The 16,342-nt window shown below is 70.2% G+C and carries 15 protein-coding genes; 6 read left to right on the forward strand and 9 right to left on the reverse strand.

Annotated features, from left to right (window positions below; genetic code table 11):
• Positions 1 to 11: 11 nt before the first annotated feature.
• The gene (locus tag MYMAC_RS32230) at positions 12 to 1,550 is read left to right on the forward strand and encodes a hypothetical protein (RefSeq protein ID WP_095960835.1); all 1,539 of its coding nucleotides are present in this window, start codon (positions 12 to 14) and stop codon (positions 1,548 to 1,550) included.
• A 24-nt stretch (positions 1,551 to 1,574) separates the two neighbouring features.
• Here the strand turns inward: MYMAC_RS32230 and MYMAC_RS32235 are convergent, their stop codons facing one another.
• The 7 genes from MYMAC_RS32235 to MYMAC_RS32265 all read right to left on the reverse strand — a co-directional run bounded on the left by MYMAC_RS32235 (position 1,575) and on the right by MYMAC_RS32265 (position 9,401).
• On the reverse strand, positions 1,575 to 2,957 hold the full coding sequence (locus MYMAC_RS32235; RefSeq protein ID WP_095960836.1) for a di-heme oxidoreductase family protein: 1,383 nt from the start codon (positions 2,955 to 2,957) through the stop codon (positions 1,575 to 1,577).
• A gap of 70 nt (positions 2,958 to 3,027) precedes the next feature.
• The gene (locus tag MYMAC_RS32240; protein ID WP_157770479.1) at positions 3,028 to 3,858 is read right to left on the reverse strand and encodes a hypothetical protein; all 831 of its coding nucleotides are present in this window, start codon (positions 3,856 to 3,858) and stop codon (positions 3,028 to 3,030) included.
• Positions 3,859 to 4,055: 197 nt separating this feature from the next.
• Positions 4,056 to 5,456: a di-heme oxidoreductase family protein gene (locus MYMAC_RS32245; protein WP_095960838.1), complete on the reverse strand. Its 1,401-nt coding sequence runs from the start codon at positions 5,454 to 5,456 to the stop codon at positions 4,056 to 4,058.
• 93 nt (positions 5,457 to 5,549) lie between these two features.
• Positions 5,550 to 6,374, reverse strand: a complete 825-nt coding sequence (locus MYMAC_RS32250; protein ID WP_095960839.1) for a hypothetical protein — start codon at positions 6,372 to 6,374, stop codon at positions 5,550 to 5,552.
• Between the two features lie 144 nt (positions 6,375 to 6,518).
• On the reverse strand, positions 6,519 to 7,106 hold the full coding sequence (locus tag MYMAC_RS32255) for an NYN domain-containing protein (protein WP_013937658.1): 588 nt from the start codon (positions 7,104 to 7,106) through the stop codon (positions 6,519 to 6,521).
• A 70-nt stretch (positions 7,107 to 7,176) separates the two neighbouring features.
• Positions 7,177 to 8,685: an ATP-binding protein gene (locus tag MYMAC_RS32260; protein WP_095960840.1), complete on the reverse strand. Its 1,509-nt coding sequence runs from the start codon at positions 8,683 to 8,685 to the stop codon at positions 7,177 to 7,179.
• Positions 8,682 to 9,401: a GTP-binding protein gene (locus MYMAC_RS32265; RefSeq protein ID WP_095960841.1), complete on the reverse strand. Its 720-nt coding sequence runs from the start codon at positions 9,399 to 9,401 to the stop codon at positions 8,682 to 8,684. Before MYMAC_RS32265 ends, MYMAC_RS32260 begins: the two co-directional genes overlap by 4 nt.
• A 290-nt stretch (positions 9,402 to 9,691) precedes the next feature.
• Between MYMAC_RS32265 and MYMAC_RS32270 the strand changes: the two genes are divergently transcribed.
• The 5 genes from MYMAC_RS32270 to MYMAC_RS32290 all read left to right on the forward strand — a co-directional run bounded on the left by MYMAC_RS32270 (position 9,692) and on the right by MYMAC_RS32290 (position 14,498).
• The gene (locus tag MYMAC_RS32270) at positions 9,692 to 10,228 is read left to right on the forward strand and encodes a GNAT family N-acetyltransferase (protein WP_013937655.1); all 537 of its coding nucleotides are present in this window, start codon (positions 9,692 to 9,694) and stop codon (positions 10,226 to 10,228) included.
• A gap of 262 nt (positions 10,229 to 10,490) precedes the next feature.
• The gene (locus tag MYMAC_RS32275) at positions 10,491 to 12,326 is read left to right on the forward strand and encodes a type IV pilus twitching motility protein PilT (protein WP_095960842.1); all 1,836 of its coding nucleotides are present in this window, start codon (positions 10,491 to 10,493) and stop codon (positions 12,324 to 12,326) included.
• A 1-nt stretch (position 12,327) separates the two neighbouring features.
• A complete protein-coding gene (locus MYMAC_RS32280) occupies positions 12,328 to 13,437 on the forward strand; it encodes a type IV pilus twitching motility protein PilT (RefSeq protein WP_095960843.1) in 1,110 nt (369 codons plus the stop codon).
• A gap of 41 nt (positions 13,438 to 13,478) precedes the next feature.
• The gene (locus MYMAC_RS32285) at positions 13,479 to 13,868 is read left to right on the forward strand and encodes a VOC family protein (RefSeq protein WP_095960844.1); all 390 of its coding nucleotides are present in this window, start codon (positions 13,479 to 13,481) and stop codon (positions 13,866 to 13,868) included.
• A gap of 66 nt (positions 13,869 to 13,934) precedes the next feature.
• Entirely contained in the window at positions 13,935 to 14,498 is a 564-nt protein-coding gene (locus MYMAC_RS32290) for a regulatory protein RecX (protein ID WP_095960845.1), read from the forward strand.
• A gap of 61 nt (positions 14,499 to 14,559) precedes the next feature.
• Here MYMAC_RS32290 and MYMAC_RS32295 read toward each other — a convergent pair whose 3' ends face one another.
• Together MYMAC_RS32295 and MYMAC_RS32300 are read right to left on the reverse strand one after the other, a co-directional pair.
• Positions 14,560 to 14,763, reverse strand: a complete 204-nt coding sequence (locus MYMAC_RS32295) for a hypothetical protein (RefSeq protein ID WP_095960846.1) — start codon at positions 14,761 to 14,763, stop codon at positions 14,560 to 14,562.
• 104 nt (positions 14,764 to 14,867) lie between these two features.
• Positions 14,868 to 16,322, reverse strand: coding sequence for a S28 family serine protease (locus MYMAC_RS32300; protein ID WP_095960847.1), 1,455 nt, complete (start codon positions 16,320 to 16,322; stop codon positions 14,868 to 14,870).
• Positions 16,323 to 16,342: the final 20 nt, after the last annotated feature.

Here is a 16,342-nt window from a genome sequence, read left to right on the forward strand (position 1 = left end):
GGGGGGAGTCCATGTCGAAGATTGGGGAACGGCTGCCATCCATCACCACGCCCAAGCCGAAGGCCGAGCAGGCCGGCACGGGCACAAAGGCAGTCAGCGCCCGGGAGCTGGTGGAGCTGCTCGGCTCGGTCCTTCCGACGCAGAGCGCCACAAAGGCAGGCCCGGCGAGCACCTATGCCACCCAGGCGACCCGGGCCTCCGCCTCCGCGCAGCAGGCGGCCTCCGCGAAGGAGATCCTCCCCTCCTCCCTGGGCGTGCTCCGGGATGAGCGCATGGCGCGCTGCATTGATGAAGCCTTCCGGGAAATCTTCGAGGGAGACCGCTGGCCCAGCGGACAGGAGCGCTCCAAATGGATGGACTTCGCCAAGGCGCTGCGGGCCAAGGACCCGAAGGTCACCGCCGAGCAGGTCCGCTCCGCCATCGCCAACGAATTGCGCTTGCAGCGTGACGGCCTGGACTCGGCCTCGCCTGAGAACATCGACCGGTTCATCCAGGATGCAGTGAAGTGGGTGTCCCAGTGCTACGAGGGCCAGGTGCGCAACGCCTCTCCCGCGGAGCTGCGGCAGTGGCGCGACTTCGCCGCGAAGCTCCAGCAGGAGAAGCCGGAGCTGACGCCCGAGCAAATCAAGTACGCCATCACCGACGCCGTGCGTGCCCAGATGACGGGGACGGACAAGGCGTCGCCGGCGAACATCGACCGCTTCATCCAGGACGCGGTGAAGTGGGTGTCCCAGTGCTACGAGGGCCAGGAGCGCAACGCCTCGCCCGCGGAGCTGCGGCAGTGGCGTGACTTCGCCGCGAAGCTCCAGCAGGAGAAGCCGGAGCTGACGCCCGAGCAGCTCAAGTACGCCATCACCGACGCCATCCGCGCGAAGATGACGGGGACGGACTCCGCGGCGCCCACGAACATCGACGCCTTCATCCAGGACGCGGTGAAGTGGGTGTCCCAGTGCTACGAGGGCCGGGAGCGCGGCGCCACCGCCGCCGAGCTGCGGCAGTGGCGCGACTTCGCCGCGAAGCAGCTGGCGGAGAAGCCGGACATGACGCCGGAGCAGCTCAAGTACGCCATCAGCGACGCGGTGCGCGCCCAGCTGACGGGCATGGACAACACGGGCAGCGTCAACATCGACCGCTTCATCCAGGAAGCCGTCCAGTGGGTGTCCCAGTGCTACGAGGGCCAGGTGCGTGACGCCTCGCCCGAGGAGCTGCGGCGCTGGCGCGAGTTCGCCGCGAAGAAGAAGGAAGAGAAGCCGGACCTCACGCCGGAGGAGCTCAAGTACGCCATCACCGACGCGATTCGCGGCGAGGTGACGGGCACCAGCGCGCCCGCCGAGCAGAACATCGACCGCTACATCAAGGAGGCCTATGCCTGGGTGTTCCAGGTCTACCGGGGCGTGCCCGAGAGCACCCCGCGCGAGCCGTCCGCGCGCGAGCTGCACGAGTGGCGGCAGTACGCCCGCTCGAAGATGAACGAGAAGCCGGACATGACGAGCGAGGACCTCAAGTACCTGCTGCTCGAAGGCGTGCGCACGGCCCTGGCCAATCAGTGACATGGGGCCTTCCCGCGATCGCCCTCACAGCGAGCGCAGGAAGGCCACCAAGGCCTCGCGCTCCGCCTTGTCCAAGGCCTTGAAGCGCTCGCGCGACCTGGCGCCCTCGCCGCCGTGCCAGAGGATGGCCTCCTCGAAGCCGCGGGCGCGGCCGTCGTGGAGCATCCGCACCTGGCGGTTCACCGTCTCCAGCAGGCCCAGGCCCCACAGGGGCGGCGTGCGCCACTCGAAGCCACTGGCCTCGCCGTCGGGGCGGCCGTCCGCCAGCTCCGGCCCCATGTCATGCAGCAGCAGGTCCGTGTAGGGGCGGACGCGCTGGTGTGACAGCTCGGGGATGTCCTCCACGGTGCCGGTGGTGAACTCCGCGTGGTGGCACGCCGCGCAGCCCGTCTTCTGGAAGAGCGCGCGGCCCTTCACCACCATGGGCGCCTCGACGTCCCTGCGAGCGGGCGGCGCAATCAGGCGCAGGTAGAGGAGCGTCTGCGCCAACTGCTGCTCCGACAAGGAGGGGCCACGGGTGGCCGGCGGCGTCTGGCAGGGCGCCTGCGCTGGCGTGCAGTTGCGCTCGGGGTAGAGCGCGGAGGTGAGCCCCAGGTCCTCGGAGAAGGCGCTGGCCACCTGCTGCTCCAGTGTGGGCTGGTTGGCCTTCCAGCCATAGCGGCCCACCCGGACCGCGCCGTCTCGCGCGCTCTTCACCCGGTTCGGCCGGCCGGAGATGCCGTCCCGATCGCGGTCCTTCTCATCCGCCAGCGCCAGGATGGCCTCATCGGGAATGGCCTCCAGCAAGCCGAGCCCGAACACCGGCGCCGGGATGCGAGGCGAGAGCATCACCTCGGGCGACAGTTGCCCGTAGCCCAGGCGGGCAATGTCGTACCGCGGCTGCCGCAGCGTGTACGGCGTGCCGTCCGCGTACCTTCCCTTCACCTCCGAGTAGGAGACCTGGACCACGCCCTCCGCGGCGACGCCGGGGATGGCGCGGTCATGAAGCTGGCCGCCGTAGACGGGCTCATGGCGGCCGGAGGGTGAATCCTTCGACGGCACGCTCAAGCGGGCGAGCAGCGGCGCCTCGGGGCCGAGCTCACGCAAGGGCCGCCCACGGCCATCCTTGAAGTGGCAGGCGCCACAGCCCGTGGCGTTTGAGAAGGGGCCGGCCGCCACGTCCGCGAAAGCGGACCAGTCCCGCATGAACACCGCCTTGCCGTCGAGCATCAGCGTCCAGCGCGCCGGGTCCAGGTTGCCCAGCGCCCGGCCATAGGCATTCGGCGTGACGTCGAACACCGTCGTGGCCCCGCCCGAGAGGGCTTCGCCAGCGCGCGGCGCGGCCTGAGCTGGACCGGTGGCGAGCAGGATGGCCCCCAACCACCCGAGCGCGTTCGCGCCGAGCAGGCGCCTGTGATGATGGAACATGGCTCGCCTCTGGAAGAACGGCCGGAAGCGGAGGACACACCCACTTCCAGCCGGGGGGACACTTCAAGGACTACCGCTCAGCGGGCGTGACGCTCTCGCTGACAATCTGCGTCAGGTTCGCCGTGGTCTGCAGGTGGATTTCGTCGAAGCCGAGGTAGGGGTAGTTCGTCGGGCCATGGACCTCCTCGCTCAGGACCAGGCGGTCCGCCGGAATGATGCTGCCGTCCTCGAGCGCCACATACGAATGCGGCAGGTCGATGGTCCACTGACACTGGCCCCGGTTCGTCACGAAGAACTGATAGTCACACGGCACATTGCAGTAGTTGCAGTCCCAGTAGCCCGCGTTCGCGCACTGGTCCATGCACGCATGCCAGCTCTGGCTGGGCATCCGGCAGGCGGGCGGCGTCGGCCCAGGATTGATGGGCCCGACAGGCGTGGTGACGCCCGTGGTCCCGTTCGCGAGCCGCATCGCCGCGTGCTGCAACTGCCCCTGGTAATAGATGAGCGCCGAGTGCGTGGAGGCCTCGCCCGCTCCCGTGAAGGTGGCGGCGTACGAGACCCGCCCGTCCTCGGTCATGATGGACGCCGTACTGGTCGTGGAGCCCTCCGAGACGGAGGAGAGCAGCATCCTCCCGCTTTCGGGCGTGTCGCTCTCACTGAAGACGCCCGCGCCCCAATGCCTGGCCAGCCCCGTGTGGATGACCACGCCCGACTCACCGCTCGTGTCGCCCGTCTCGATTCGGACGCCTTCGTCACCCACGCTGATGTGGGCATCACCGACGCCACAGTGATTCAGCCCCTTGAACTCCACACATTCCTGCGCCTGGGCCTGCGCCAGGGGAAACGCGAGCGTGAACACAGCGGCCAACAACGGGTTGCCCAGACTCCGAAGCAAACGCATCCGACAGCTCCTGACCCTTCATGGGAAATCCATGAATCAGGTTTTTCCACTTCAATGCGCATGCCAGGGTTTCCCATCCTCTGAGAAACCATTGAATTGTGACACGAATTGCAACAACTCCATTGCGCCCAGTGACTCCCGAAGTCTCACGCATCGCGGCGGCGTCCAGGCGACGCGACGCATGCAATGCCTTGCATTCAGAGCGTGCGCAGGAAGGCCACCAAGGCCTCACGCTCCGCCTTGTCCAGGGCCTTGAAGCGCTCACGCGCCTGGGTGCCCTCGCCGCCGTGCCAGAGGATGGCCTCCTCGAAGCTGCGGGCCCGGCCGTCGTGGAGCATGCGCACCTGCCGGTTCACCGTCTCCAAGAGGCCCAGCCCCCACAGGGGCGGCGTGCGCCACTCGGCGCCGCTCGCCTCGCCGTCGGGGCGGCCGTCCGCCAGCTCCGGCCCCATGTCATGCAGCAGCAGGTCCGTATAGGGGCGGATGCGCTGGTTGGACAGCTCGGGGACGTCCTCGACGGTGCCCGTGGTGAACTCCCGCTGGTGGCACGCCGGGCAGCCCGCCTGCTGGAAGAGGACCTGCCCCTTCATCACGGTGGGGTCCAACACGTCGCGGCGCGCGGGCACGCCGATGAGCCGCAGGTACAGCGTGGTGCGCTCCAGGACGTGACGCGATAGCGCGGGGCCCTTCGCGGCCACCCGCGTCAGACAGCCTTTCTGTTTCGCCGTGCAGTTGCTCTCCGGGTAGAGCGGGGACGTCAGCCCCAGGTCCTCGGAGAAGGCGCTGGCCACCTGCTGCTCCAGCGTGGGCTGGTTGGCCTTCCACCCGAAGCGGCCCAGCTCCGCCTTGCCCGAGTCCGCGTTGACGACGCGGTTCGGACGGCCGGAGATGCCATCCCCATCACGGTCGTCCGCGTCCGCCAGAGCGAGGATGGCCTCGTCGGGGATGGCCGCCAGCAGCCCCAACCCGAAGAGCTGCGAGGGGATGCGCGGGGAGAGCATCACCCCGGGAGCCAGCTTCCCGTAGCCCAGCCGGGTGATGCGGTGGCGCGGCTTGCGCAGCGTGTACGGCGTGCCGTCCGCGTAGGTGCCCTTCACGTCCGCATAGGTGGTCAGGAGCGTGCCCTCGGCGGGGACGTCCTGGGTGCCCCGGTCATTGAGCTGCACGCCGTAGACGGGCTCGTGGCGCCCCGCCGGTGAATCCTTCGCGGGCACGCTCAACCGGACGAGCAGCGGCGCCTCCGGCCCCACGTCGGGGAGCGGACGCCCCCGGCCGTCCTTGAAGTGACATGAGCCACACCCGGTGGCGTTCGTCAGCGGACCGGCCAGCCCTGCTTCATGCGCGGCCCAGTCCCGCATGAAGAGCACCTTGCCCTCGCGCATCTGGAACCAGCGCGAGCGCGCCAGGTTCCCCAGCGCGCGGCCGTAGGCATTGTGCGAGGCGTCGAACACCGTCGTGCCGCCGCCCGCCAGGGCCTCGTCGTCCGGCGCCCGCGCGGCCTCCGGAACGGGCGCGTCAGGCGCCGGTGAGGCGGCCTCCTCCTGCCTGGGAGTCCCCGCCGTCAGCAGCAGGGCCGTCATCCACCACGATGCCTTCATGGGACGCTCTTCGGGAGTGAGGACCGGAAAGGAAAGCCAACGGCCCGGAGCGCGCCACGGCTGCGCCCGCCCCAGGCTGGAACAGCACGGCGACTACTTGCTGGCCGGGGCGACGGACTCGCCGGTGATGACCGTCGTGCGCGCGGTGGTCTGCACGTCGATGCGGTTGAAGTTCAGGTACGGGTAGTTCGACGGGCCGGAGACCTCCTCCTGCATCACGATCTGGTCGGCCTGGACGACCTGGCCGTTGGGCAGACGGACGGCGGGCTCCGCCACGGCGTGCTGCCAGAAGCAGGCGCTGTTGTACGAGGCATTGCCGAAGCCCGTGGAGATGGGGCACAGCGTGTAGCAGTAGTTGCAGTTGGCGTAGCCGTTCGACCAGCAGGCCTGCTCGCACTGGAGCACCGTCTGCCCGCGCGGGCGGCAGTTCGGCGTCCAGCCCGGGTTGGGGACCATGAGGCCCACGGCGCCCGTATCACCGCTGCGGATGCCACCGACGGCGGCCTGGAGACGGCCGTTGCGGTACGCGAGCACCGAGTAGGTGGTCGCGTCACCGGAGCCGGTGAACGTCGCGGAGTACGTGGTGGACTCCGCCGTCGCGTTGACGGTGGAGGTGCTGACCGGGACCTGCTCCGCGTAGGCGGTGAAGGCGTTGCGCTGCGCGCCGTCCGACACGGCCTCGGACGTCCAGGCCGCCGCGGGCGGCATGTGGATGGCGACGCCGCCCTTGCCCGACGTGTCCGCGTTGTCGATGCGGACGCCGCGCTCCGAGCCCGTCACCTTGGCGGCGCCGACGGCGCAGTGCTGCAGCCCCTGGAACTCCACACAGTTGTCAGCAGCGGCCGCCTGGCTGAGCGGGAAGGCGAGCGAGAACACAGCGGCCCAGAGGGCGGTTCCAACGCGACGGGACGAGCGCATGAATGACTCCTGATGACCCAGGGGGAATCCCTGAAATCAGGAAATTCAAATTCAAGCGGCATGCCATTTTTTACCGCACTCTCATGACGCAATGGGCTGTGACAGGAATCATCACAGCCCAGACGGGTCATGTGACTGTCTTTGCTACAAGAACACCCCGGGGTCGAACTCGTCCACGTTGACGGGGAGCATGCGGGGCAGGGGCCGGTTGAACACGCGGGCATTCAACTCCAAATCCAGAATCTTGAGCCCGGAGGGGACGAGCTCCCGGAAGCGCTGGCTGACGTATTCACGCAGGCCGAGCACCGCGACCTGACGCTTCTCCTCCAGCATGGGCTTGAGGGCCTCGGCGAAGTCCGCGCCGTCGTGGCTGGCGAGCACCACCGCCGCGCCGGGGCGCTGGGTGCGGATGTTCTCCAGCAGCTTGAGGATGCCCAGGTCCACCACCTTCTGGTCGGGGCGGCCGTAGAGCAGGGCCACCTCGCAGCCGGCGGACTTGAGCGCGCGCACGAAGCCAATCATGACGTCTGGCAACTGCTCGCCCCGGGCGTTGAGCACCACCACGCAGCGCACGGGCGCCGGGAAGTTCGTCTCACAGAAGGACACCAGCCGGTCGAACTGGACGCGGTCCTGGGACTCGGGCTTGCGCCCCACCACGTTGGAGACGGCCCAGTCGATGTTCTCTGCGTCGATGAGTACGTAGGAGGCTGCGGGGGGGCGTCCGGAGAGCATGCGCGCGAGGATACGCGGGAGCCCTTCCGCCCGGGGAACTCAGTTCAGTCCCCCCGCTCGCCCGTGTGCGTCAGAAGCGGTCGTGCCCGGAAGAGGACGGCATGGGCGCCAGCGCGGACAGCCCGCCGTGCTCCGTCAGGGGCGGCTGGAGCGGCAGCACCACCGTGAAGCGCGAGCCCCGGCCGAACTCGCTCTCCACGGACACGCGGCCGCCGTGGCCCTCCACCAGGCTCTTCACGATGGCCAGGCCCAGCCCCGCGCCGCCGTGCTCGCGGGTGGAGCTGCCATCCACCTGGTAGAAGCTCTGGAAGATGTGCTCGAACTGGTCCTCGCGGATGCCCACGCCGGTGTCTTCCACGCTCACCCGGTAGCCCGGCGCGCCCAGCTCCTTCTGCGAGGACGCCTCCGACAGCACCACCGACACCCGGCCTCCGGACGAGGTGAACTTCACCGCGTTGGCGAGCAGGTTCACCACCACCTGGCGCAGCTTGTCCGCGTCCGCGGCCAGGCGCGGCTGGGGCAGCGGCGGCAGGCGCACCTCCAGCTCCACGCCCTTGCGCTGCGCCTGGGGCGCCACGCTGGACACCGCCGTCTGGATGACGCTGCCCAGGTCCACCGGGCCCATCACCAGCCGCAGCCGGCCCGCCTCAATCTGGCTCAGGTCCAGGATGGAGGAGATGAGGTTGAGCAGCGACTCGCCCTTCTCCACGATGGTGCGGACGTAGAGGAGCTGCTCCGGGTTGAGCGCGCCGGCCAGGCCCTCCGCCAGCATCTCCGAGTAGCCGATGATGGAGGCCAGCGGCGTGCGCAGCTCGTGGCTCACCGTGCCCAGGAAGGTGGACTTCAGCCGGTCCAGCTCCTTGAGGCGGGTGTTGGCCTGCGCGAGCCGGGCGTTGTTGGCCTCCAAGTCCCGGTGCGTCTCCAGCATCGCCTCGATGTGGAGCTGCGTCGTCAGGTAGGCGCGCTGCCCGCTGGCCACCAGCGCGGCGAGCACCTGCCCGAAGTGGACCAGCACCTGCGCGGCGGTGCGCTCGGGCACGCGGCGCACGCGGCCCACCAGCTCGTGCGCCCGGGACAGGTCCACCCCGGTGATGTCCGTCAGCGAATGTGGGAAGTCCGCCAGCTCCTCCGGCGTGAAGGGGCCCATGATGACGCGCCCCAGACTGTCCCCCTCCCAGCGCACCGGCATCACCAGGTAGCGCAGGCCGGTGAAGCAGGGCAGCGCGATGATGCCCGCCGCCTCCGCGCCGTCTCCCCGCGCGGGCCGGGCGCCCTGCACCGGGGCCACCGGGCCGTCCTTCACCCGGGCCACCGTGGCGGTGCAGCGCGAGCGCCCGTCGGGGAAGCCGAACACGTACGAGCAGAAGTCGCCGTGGCCCACCTTCACGTCGGCCAGCTTGTCGCCCGCGGTGTCCAGCACCTTGATGCCCACGCGGTACAGCTCGCTGAAGCTGCGCACCACCTCCACGAAGGAGGGCAGGTCCAGCATGTCCGCCAGCGACAGCCGCCGCTGGAGCACCGATTCGCGGCGCGCGGCGCCCACGCCGTCCGGCGTCCCGTTGCCCGGCGCGCCGCTCATCGCCCGTCCCCGCTGCGCGCTTCACCGGCCGCGCGCCCGTACATGGCCGCCAGCGCCGTGCCCGTGAGGTCCATGCGGCGGAAGATCTGCCCCAGGAACTCCTCCTCCGTCAGGCGCAGGTTGCGGGCCAGATGGGCGCGCGTGTCGAGCCGCCGGTAGGCCGCCTGCGCCACCGCGTGGAAGGTCTCCAGCACGCCCTCACCCCGCAGCGCCACGGCGCCCACCACGGCCTCGCCGCCGCGGCGGCGCGACTCCTCGATTTCGGCCTCCGTCCGGGCGTCCGGCAGGTCCTTCTTGTTGAACTGGATGACCACCGGGACCTGGCTGGGGTCCAGGTTGTTCTCCCGCATGTCCTCCTGGAGGTTGCGCCAGTAGGCGTTGTTGTCCGCCGTGGCGCTGCGCCGGCAGTCCGCGATGAAGGCCACCGCGTCCGCCCCCTGGAGGACGATGCGCCGGGTGGCGTTGTGGATGACCTGGCCCGGCACGGTGAAGAGCTTCACCTTCACCTTGAAGCCCGAGGACGTGGAGAAGAAGACGGGGAGCAGGTCGAAGAAGAGGGTCCGGTCGTCGTGGGTCTCCACGGTGAGCAGTCGCCCCCGCACCTCCGGGGACGCCTTCGCATGGAGGTGGCGCAGATTCGTCGTCTTCCCGCTGAGACCGGGCCCGTAGTAGACGATCTTGAGCGTCAGCTCTCGCTGGGCGTGGTTGAGTTGCAAGGTGGGGGCTCTGGCTGACGGTCGAACCCAGGAGTTTGACTCCTCCGCGCCCGACTGCGGGTTTTTATAGTGGGAAGCGGCCCGGCACGGAAGGCCGGCGGGGAAGCAGGCGTGGTAGCGGGGCTCATTCCTGGAATGGGCTGAACGCATGGCCCGTTGGACGGAATCCTGCTGCGCTCCTCCGAGGAGGAGGGCGTCTCCTCACTTGATGGGACAATGTGCGCGGAATCACTGCGTGCACCGGCGGCGCCGGAGCGGTTAGGATCGCAACTCGACGGAGGAGCAAGGCGATGACGATGAAGCAGGTGGACGCAGGCGTGGAGGTGGCCCCAGCACCGGTCCTGGATGTGGCTGGCCTCCCCAACGACCTGATGGCGGCGGTGAAGTTCAGCCTGCCCACCGACGAGGACATGACGGCGGTGGCGGCCATGCGCGCCAGCTCCGAGCCCTGGAAGACGCGGGGTGAGACGCAGGAAGACAGCCTCACGGCCCTGACGCAGCTCAAGCCCTTCATCCACGTGGCGAAGCTGCAGAGCCAGCTTGTCGGCTATGTCACGGTGGAGCGGGACGGCCCGGTTCCGGGCGCGGCGTACCTGCGCAACATCGTGGTGAAGCCGGAGCTGCGCCGCAAGGGGCTGGGCAACGTCCTGCTGGAGCAGGCGCTGAAGGCGGCCCGGGACATGTACCGGAAGACCATCGCCCTGCGGGTGGACCCGTCCAACTCGCCCGCGGTGAGCTTCTACCGCAAGGAAGGCTTCACCACCGTGGCCACGGTGGTCTCCAAGAAGTCCGGGAAGCTCCGCCTCCTGATGTCCCGCGAGCTCTAGGCCCGCCGGCCGTGTTGCCTCCGGGCGGGAGGCCTCCCTCCCGCCCGCCGCTCCGCGCGGACCCCGGTGGGTCCCGGAGCCCCCCTCCCCTGACGACCCTTGTCACCCAGGTGACGGCCTTGCGCCGGACACGAACGATTTTCGTCTCCGCGGAAGCAGGCGAGCAGTCCGGGGACAAGGGGTGGCCGCATTCGCGGGAATGTCGTCTATCCTGCGGCTCCCCCGCGCCCGCGCGCCGTCGCGGACTGAGCCGACATCCCGCATGAAATCGCTCGCAGAACTGTTGCGGCACCTGTCGCGTCCGGGTGTCACCGAGTTGACCCTGGCGACCGGCCGCCCACCGATGATCCGCGGCGCCAACGGCTATGAGCCGGTGGACCCCACCGCCGCGACGGCCGAGGACATCACCCGCGCCCTCCAGGCGATGGTGGGCGTGGCCCGGGCCTCCACCGTGACGGAGACGCCGGTGCAGTGGTCCGTCAACGCCACGGGCCTGGGCGCGCTGTCCATCGCCGCCATGCGGCGGGGGGACCTCATCCACCTGCGCCTCAGCAAGGCCGCCGACGCGGGCGCCGCCGCCCAGGCCGCCGCCGCCACCGCGAGGCCCGCCGCCGCCCAGGCCGCCAGCGCGCCCGCCGCGCGTCCCGTGGCGTCCGCGCCCGCCGCCGCTTCCCGGACGCCCGAGCCCGCGTCTGCGTACAGCGCGCATGCTCCCGCCTCCGCGCACCGGGCGCCCGAGCCCGCGTCTGCGTACGGCGCGCATGCTCCCGCCTCCGCGCACCGGGCGCCCGAGCCCGCGTCGGCGTACGGCGCGCCCGCCTCCGCGCACCGAGCGCCCGAGCCCGCGTCTGCGTACGGCGCGCCCGCCTCCGCCTCGGCGTACCGGGGGACGGAGCCAGCCCCGGCCTCCAGCCCGTCCGCCGCGCCGTCCCGCGCCTTCGCCGGGGCGGGGCGCGAGCTGGCGGCGCTGCTCGAGGAAGGGCGCAGGAGCCTGGCCAGCGACGTGCACATCATCGCGGAGCGCCCGCCCCTCTTCCGCGTCGCCGGGGAGCTGACGCCCCAGGGCCCGGTGCTGGACGCGGCGATGGTGGAGAAGCTGCTCCTGCCGGTGGTGCCGGACCGGCTGAGGCTGGTGCTGGAGCGAGAGGGGAGCTGCGACTTCTCGCTGGAGACGCCGGAGATGGGGCGCTTCCGGGTCAACGTGGGCCGCCAGCGCACCGGCCTCAAGGGCACCTTCCGGCTGATTGCACGGGAAGTGCCCACGCTGGCGTCGCTGGGGCTGCCCGCGGACATCGCCAAGGCCACGCACCACCACCAGGGCCTCATCGTCATCACCGGCCCGTCCGGCCACGGCAAGACGAGCACGCTGGCGGCCCTGGTGGACCTCATCAACCGCGAGACGTCCCACCACGTGCTCACCGTGGAGGACCCGGTGGAGTACGTCCACCCGCGCAAGCGCGCGCTCATCAGCCAGCGCGAGGTGGGCTCGCACACCAAGACGTTCGCCAGCGCGCTCAAGGGCAGCCTGCGCGAGGACCCGGACGTCATCGTGGTGGGCGAGCTGCGCGACACGGAGACGGTGCGCATGGCGCTGTCCGCCGCGGAGACGGGCCACCTGCTCATCAGCACCATGAACACGCCGAGCGCGGCGAAGACCATCGACCGGCTCATCGACCTCTTCCCGCCGGGAGACCAGCAGCAGGTGCGCCTGTCGCTGTCCAGCGGCCTGCGCCTCATCGTCAGCCAGCGGCTGATGCAGGGCACGGACGGCAAGCTGGTGGCCGCGGCGGAGGTGCTGCCGGGCTCGGTGTCGCTGGGCAACCTCATCCGCGACAACAAGACGTTCCAGATTCCGTCGCTCCAGCAGCGCGGCAAGAGCCTGGGCATCGTCCGCTTCGAGGACTCGCTGGCGGACCTGGTGCGCGCCGGCAAGGTGAAGCTGGAGGTCGCCAAGGGCTTCGCGGACAACCCGGACGAGCTGGAGGCCGTGGTGACGGGCAAGCGGGCCGGCGCCACCGTGGCCGCGCCGGAGTCGCAGCAGGACAGCGCGAGGCTCCTGAGCAAGATGGGTTCACTGATGGGAAGGAAGGGCTCCTGAGATGACGACGCCCCGTCTGTCCGTCCTGTTCGACGCGCTGCTGGAGCAGAAGGGCAGCGACCTGCACATGAGCATCGGCTACCCGCCCATGGGCCGCATCCGCGGCGAGCTGGTGCCCCTGCGCGAGCAGCCGCTCTCCCCCCAGGAGATGCGAGCCCTGCTCTTCGAAATCTGCTCGCCGGAGCAGCAGCGGCAGATTGTCGAGGACCTGGACCTGGACTTCGCCTACAGCTACGGGACGAAGGCCCGCTTCCGCGCCAACTACTTCAACAAGATGACGGGCCTGGCGGCCGTCTTCCGCACCATCCCCAGCAAGGTGCTGTCGCTGGAGGACCTGAAGACGCCGGAGGTGGTGCGCAAGCTGGCGGAGCGCCGCAGCGGGCTCGTGCTCGTCACGGGCCCCACGGGCAGCGGCAAGTCCACCACGCTGGCCGCGATGATCAACTACATCAACAAGACGCGGCCGGCGCACGTGCTCACCATCGAGGACCCGGTGGAGTTCGTGCACGAGTCCATGCGCGCGCAGGTGACGCACCGGGAGGTGGGGCCGCACGCGTCCAGCTTCGCCACCGCCATCCGCTCCGCGGGCCGCGAGGACCCCAACGTCATCCTCATTGGCGAGCTGCGCACCAACGAGACGATGAAGCTGGCGCTCCAGCTCGCGAGCTTCGGCGTGCTGGTGTTCGCCACGGTGCACACCAACAGCGCGCCGGCCACCATCGACCGCATCATCAACGCCTTCCCCGCCGACGAGCAGCAGCAGGTGCGCGGCATGCTGGCGGAGAGCCTGGCGGGCATCGTGGCCCAGCAGCTCATCAAGACGGCGGACGGCAAGGGCCGCGTGGCCGCGCTGGAAATCCTGGTGGGCGGGCCCGCCATCGCCTCCATGATTCGCGAGGGCAAGGTGTTCCAGATTGCCTCCAAGATGCAGGCGGGCCAGGGCCAGGGCATGCAGACGCTGGACATGCACCTGGAGCGGCTGGTGAAGGACGACGTGATTACGCCCGAGGCCGCGCTGGAGAAGGCACAGGACAAGGAGAACCTGGCCAAGGTCATCTCCCGCCTCAAGCCGGACTGGCAGGTGCCGGAGTCCCTGAAGTCGCTGGGCTGAGGCCGCGGGCGCGAGAACCCGAAGGGAGCACGAGCGTGTCGATGAAGAAGCCGGCGGTGGGCAGCGTGGGCTGGATGGACCTCACGGTGAAGGACGCCGTGGCGGTGCGGGACTTCTACAAGGACGTGGTGGGGTGGACGGCCACCGGCGTTGACATGGGCGGCTACGAGGACTTCGTCATGATGCCCCCGAGCGGCGGAGAGACGCCCGCCGGAGGCATCTGCCACGCGCGGGGGCCCAACGCGGACATGCCCTCCGGGTGGATGGTCTACATCACCGTGGCGGACCTGGAGCAGAGCCTGGAGCGCGTCACCGCGATGGGCGGCAAGGTGCGCGGCGGGATTCGCGGCTCCGAGAAGGCGGGGCGCTTCTGCGTCATCGAGGACCCGTCCGGCACGCTGTGCGCGCTCTACCAGTCAGGGAGCGACTGACGGGCCGCACGCGCCTCCCCGGGTTGCTTCCGGGCGTCAGAGCCGGGTGGTAGAGCCGACTCCGTCATGGACGAAGCGCGGGGAGGACAGGACAGGAAGAAGGAGCGCGGGCCCAAGCGGCCCCGGAAGGTGTCCCCCACCTATCTGGAGAACGCGGCGCTCCACTACCTGAAGCGGTACGCGGCGACGAAGCGCCAGCTCCAGCGCGTGCTGCTGCGCCGGGTGGACCGCTCCCTCAAGTTCCACGGCGGTGAGCGCGGCGAGGCGCTCGCCTGGGTGGACGCGCTGCTCGCCAAGCTGGTGCGCAACGGCCTGCTCAACGACGAGGCCTACGCGCAGATGAAGGCGAACTCGCTGCGCGCCTCGGGCCGCAGCACGCGGGTGATTGCCCAGAAGCTGCGCCTCAAGGGGGTGCCCGCGGAGCTCGTGGCGCGGAAGGTCGCCGACGCCACCCAGGAGGTCTCCGAGGAAGAAGCCGCGCGCATCTGGGCGCGCAAGAAGCGGCTGGGCCCCTTCCGCAAGCAGCCCGGCACCCGGGAGGAGCACCGGAGGAAGGACCTCGCGGCGCTGGCCCGGGCGGGGTTCTCCTTCGGCATCGCGAAGAAGGTCATCGACTCCAGCCCGGCCTGACGCGGCGACGTGAAGCCGCGGTGGCCCGCCCCGGCTGGCGCGGGCCACCGCGAGCGCACGCTCAGTCGTCGGTGGCGTCTTCGATTTCGTCCCCGGCCTCCTCGGCCGTGTCCTTGATTTCGTCGCCCGCGTCTTCCGCGGCGTCCTCGGTCTTCTCCGCGGCGCGCTCGACGTCGTTCTCCGCGCTCTCCCGCGTGTTGCGGTGGCAACCCGTGCCAACCACCAGGACGCCCAGCGCCGCGGCCAACAGCATGTTCTTCAGCATGCGTTCATCCCTCCCTGAAAGTGCGGCGGAAGATAGCCACGGCCGCGCTGGCGCCAAGGAGGGGGGGTGCGCAATGTCAGGACACGCACATGAAGGTGGGCCCGCTACCGGGCGCGCCAGGCCTTCATGCGGGCGTCGCTCGCCTCGCCGCGCCGCAGGGCCTCCAGCCCCGTGGGGAGGTGCACCGGCGCGTCCGCCCACTCCGACAGGCGCCCGAGCAGGAAGCTGCGCTGCGGCTCCGGCAGCGCGCCCAGCGTCCCGAAGAAGCCGATGCTGTCATCGGCGATGACGCGGTAGGCGTCGTTGCTCGGCGTGACGTTGAAGGCGCTGGCGGTCCAGGGGCTCAGGCCGCCGTAGATGAGCAGCACGCGCTTCGCCTCGAAGCGGGTCCACGCCTCCAGCAGGCCCGCCGTCCAGGGCTCGTAGGACTTGCGCACGCCCGCGGGCGGGAAGCGCGTGGGGACGTGCTCACCGGCGTAGCGCAGCAGGGGCCGCAGGTGCACCTCCGGGTAGCCCGGGCCGCCGAGCTGCGTGGCGCCCTGGTAGTAGAGGGGCGCCGACTCCTCCAGCGCCTGGTCGGAGAAGGTGAACTCCAGCGTGGAGACGTAGCTGAAGAAGGCGAAGAGCTCCTCCGCGCTCGCCTCCGGCGAGGGCAGCCCGTCACACGTCCCCGCCATGCCGTAGTACTGCCAGAAGATGAAGGGCACCTCGATGACGGCGAACTCGAGGGCGCGGTCCTTCCCCAGCGTGTTGAAGGTGAAGCCCTGGGCGTCATAGCCGTCCATGAAGGGCAGCAGCTCGTCGCGGCGGGTCAGCGCGGCGTACTGGAGGGACGCGAGCTGCTGGCGGCAGGCCGCGTCGCCCACCTTCGTGAGGAGGAAGCGCCCGTGGCGCGCGTCATGGAGGCCCCGGTTGTGCTGCGCCGAGTAGGTCACCGTGGCGTGGACGTCGTTCGGGAAGAAGAAGCGGTGGGCCAGGGCGGCGGTGCCCCCCTTGAAGACGCCCGTGGACAGCCAGCGCCCGCCGTACAGCGGCTTGAAGGCCTCCACCAGCCGGTGCGCATCCGCCGCCGCCTGCCACACCGTCAGCTTCCGCCAGTCCATGGCGGCCGGCTTCGACGCGCCGTAGAAGCGGTGCTCCACGGTGAGCTGGTTGCCCTGGAGCAGGTCCGTGGGCTCGGCGGGGATGGGCTCCTCGAAGATGGCGGTGCCCTCCGTGTCCAGCACCATGGGCGCGGACGCCGAGCGGTGCATCAGCGTCACCCGCTGCTGGAAGCGCGTGCCCCAGGGACGCAGGTGGTCCACGGGCTGCTCGTAGTCCATGGTGAAGAAGCGGAAGCCGCTGACCTCGACGTCGCTCAGCACCGTGAGGCCGGGGATGGACTCCAGGTGGGTGCGGATGTCCGCGCTCGACAGGTCCACGGAGACGGGCGCGGGCGCGGTCCCCTGCTCCAGGGACTCCAGCCCCTCCGTCGTCGAGCCACCACAGGCGAACAGCCACGCGACGAGCAGCCCGCCTACCGCGAACCGCGCCCCGCTCCGTATCTGCCTGCTTCGCATGGTGTCGTCCCTTCGGTGCC

Origin of the sequence: Corallococcus macrosporus DSM 14697, assembly GCF_002305895.1 — a bacterium.
Classification (GTDB): Bacteria; Myxococcota; Myxococcia; order Myxococcales; family Myxococcaceae; genus Myxococcus; species Myxococcus macrosporus.

What these genes read in the sequence shown, in the direction of transcription:
- MYMAC_RS32230 (WP_095960835.1), top strand. Translation starts at nt 12, where the DNA reads ATGTCGAAGATTGGGGAACGGCTGCCATCCATCACCACGCCCAAGCCG.
- MYMAC_RS32235 (WP_095960836.1), bottom strand. Translation starts at nt 2,957, where the DNA reads ATGTTCCATCATCACAGGCGCCTGCTCGGCGCGAACGCGCTCGGGTGG.
- MYMAC_RS32240 (WP_157770479.1), bottom strand. Translation starts at nt 3,858, where the DNA reads ATGCGTTTGCTTCGGAGTCTGGGCAACCCGTTGTTGGCCGCTGTGTTC.
- MYMAC_RS32245 (WP_095960838.1), bottom strand. Translation starts at nt 5,456, where the DNA reads ATGAAGGCATCGTGGTGGATGACGGCCCTGCTGCTGACGGCGGGGACT.
- MYMAC_RS32250 (WP_095960839.1), bottom strand. Translation starts at nt 6,374, where the DNA reads ATGCGCTCGTCCCGTCGCGTTGGAACCGCCCTCTGGGCCGCTGTGTTC.
- MYMAC_RS32255 (WP_013937658.1), bottom strand. Translation starts at nt 7,106, where the DNA reads ATGCTCTCCGGACGCCCCCCCGCAGCCTCCTACGTACTCATCGACGCA.
- MYMAC_RS32260 (WP_095960840.1), bottom strand. Translation starts at nt 8,685, where the DNA reads ATGAGCGGCGCGCCGGGCAACGGGACGCCGGACGGCGTGGGCGCCGCG.
- MYMAC_RS32270 (WP_013937655.1), top strand. Translation starts at nt 9,692, where the DNA reads ATGACGATGAAGCAGGTGGACGCAGGCGTGGAGGTGGCCCCAGCACCG.
- MYMAC_RS32275 (WP_095960842.1), top strand. Translation starts at nt 10,491, where the DNA reads ATGAAATCGCTCGCAGAACTGTTGCGGCACCTGTCGCGTCCGGGTGTC.
- MYMAC_RS32280 (WP_095960843.1), top strand. Translation starts at nt 12,328, where the DNA reads ATGACGACGCCCCGTCTGTCCGTCCTGTTCGACGCGCTGCTGGAGCAG.
- MYMAC_RS32285 (WP_095960844.1), top strand. Translation starts at nt 13,479, where the DNA reads ATGAAGAAGCCGGCGGTGGGCAGCGTGGGCTGGATGGACCTCACGGTG.
- MYMAC_RS32290 (WP_095960845.1), top strand. Translation starts at nt 13,935, where the DNA reads ATGGACGAAGCGCGGGGAGGACAGGACAGGAAGAAGGAGCGCGGGCCC.
- MYMAC_RS32295 (WP_095960846.1), bottom strand. Translation starts at nt 14,763, where the DNA reads ATGCTGAAGAACATGCTGTTGGCCGCGGCGCTGGGCGTCCTGGTGGTT.
- MYMAC_RS32300 (WP_095960847.1), bottom strand. Translation starts at nt 16,322, where the DNA reads ATGCGAAGCAGGCAGATACGGAGCGGGGCGCGGTTCGCGGTAGGCGGG.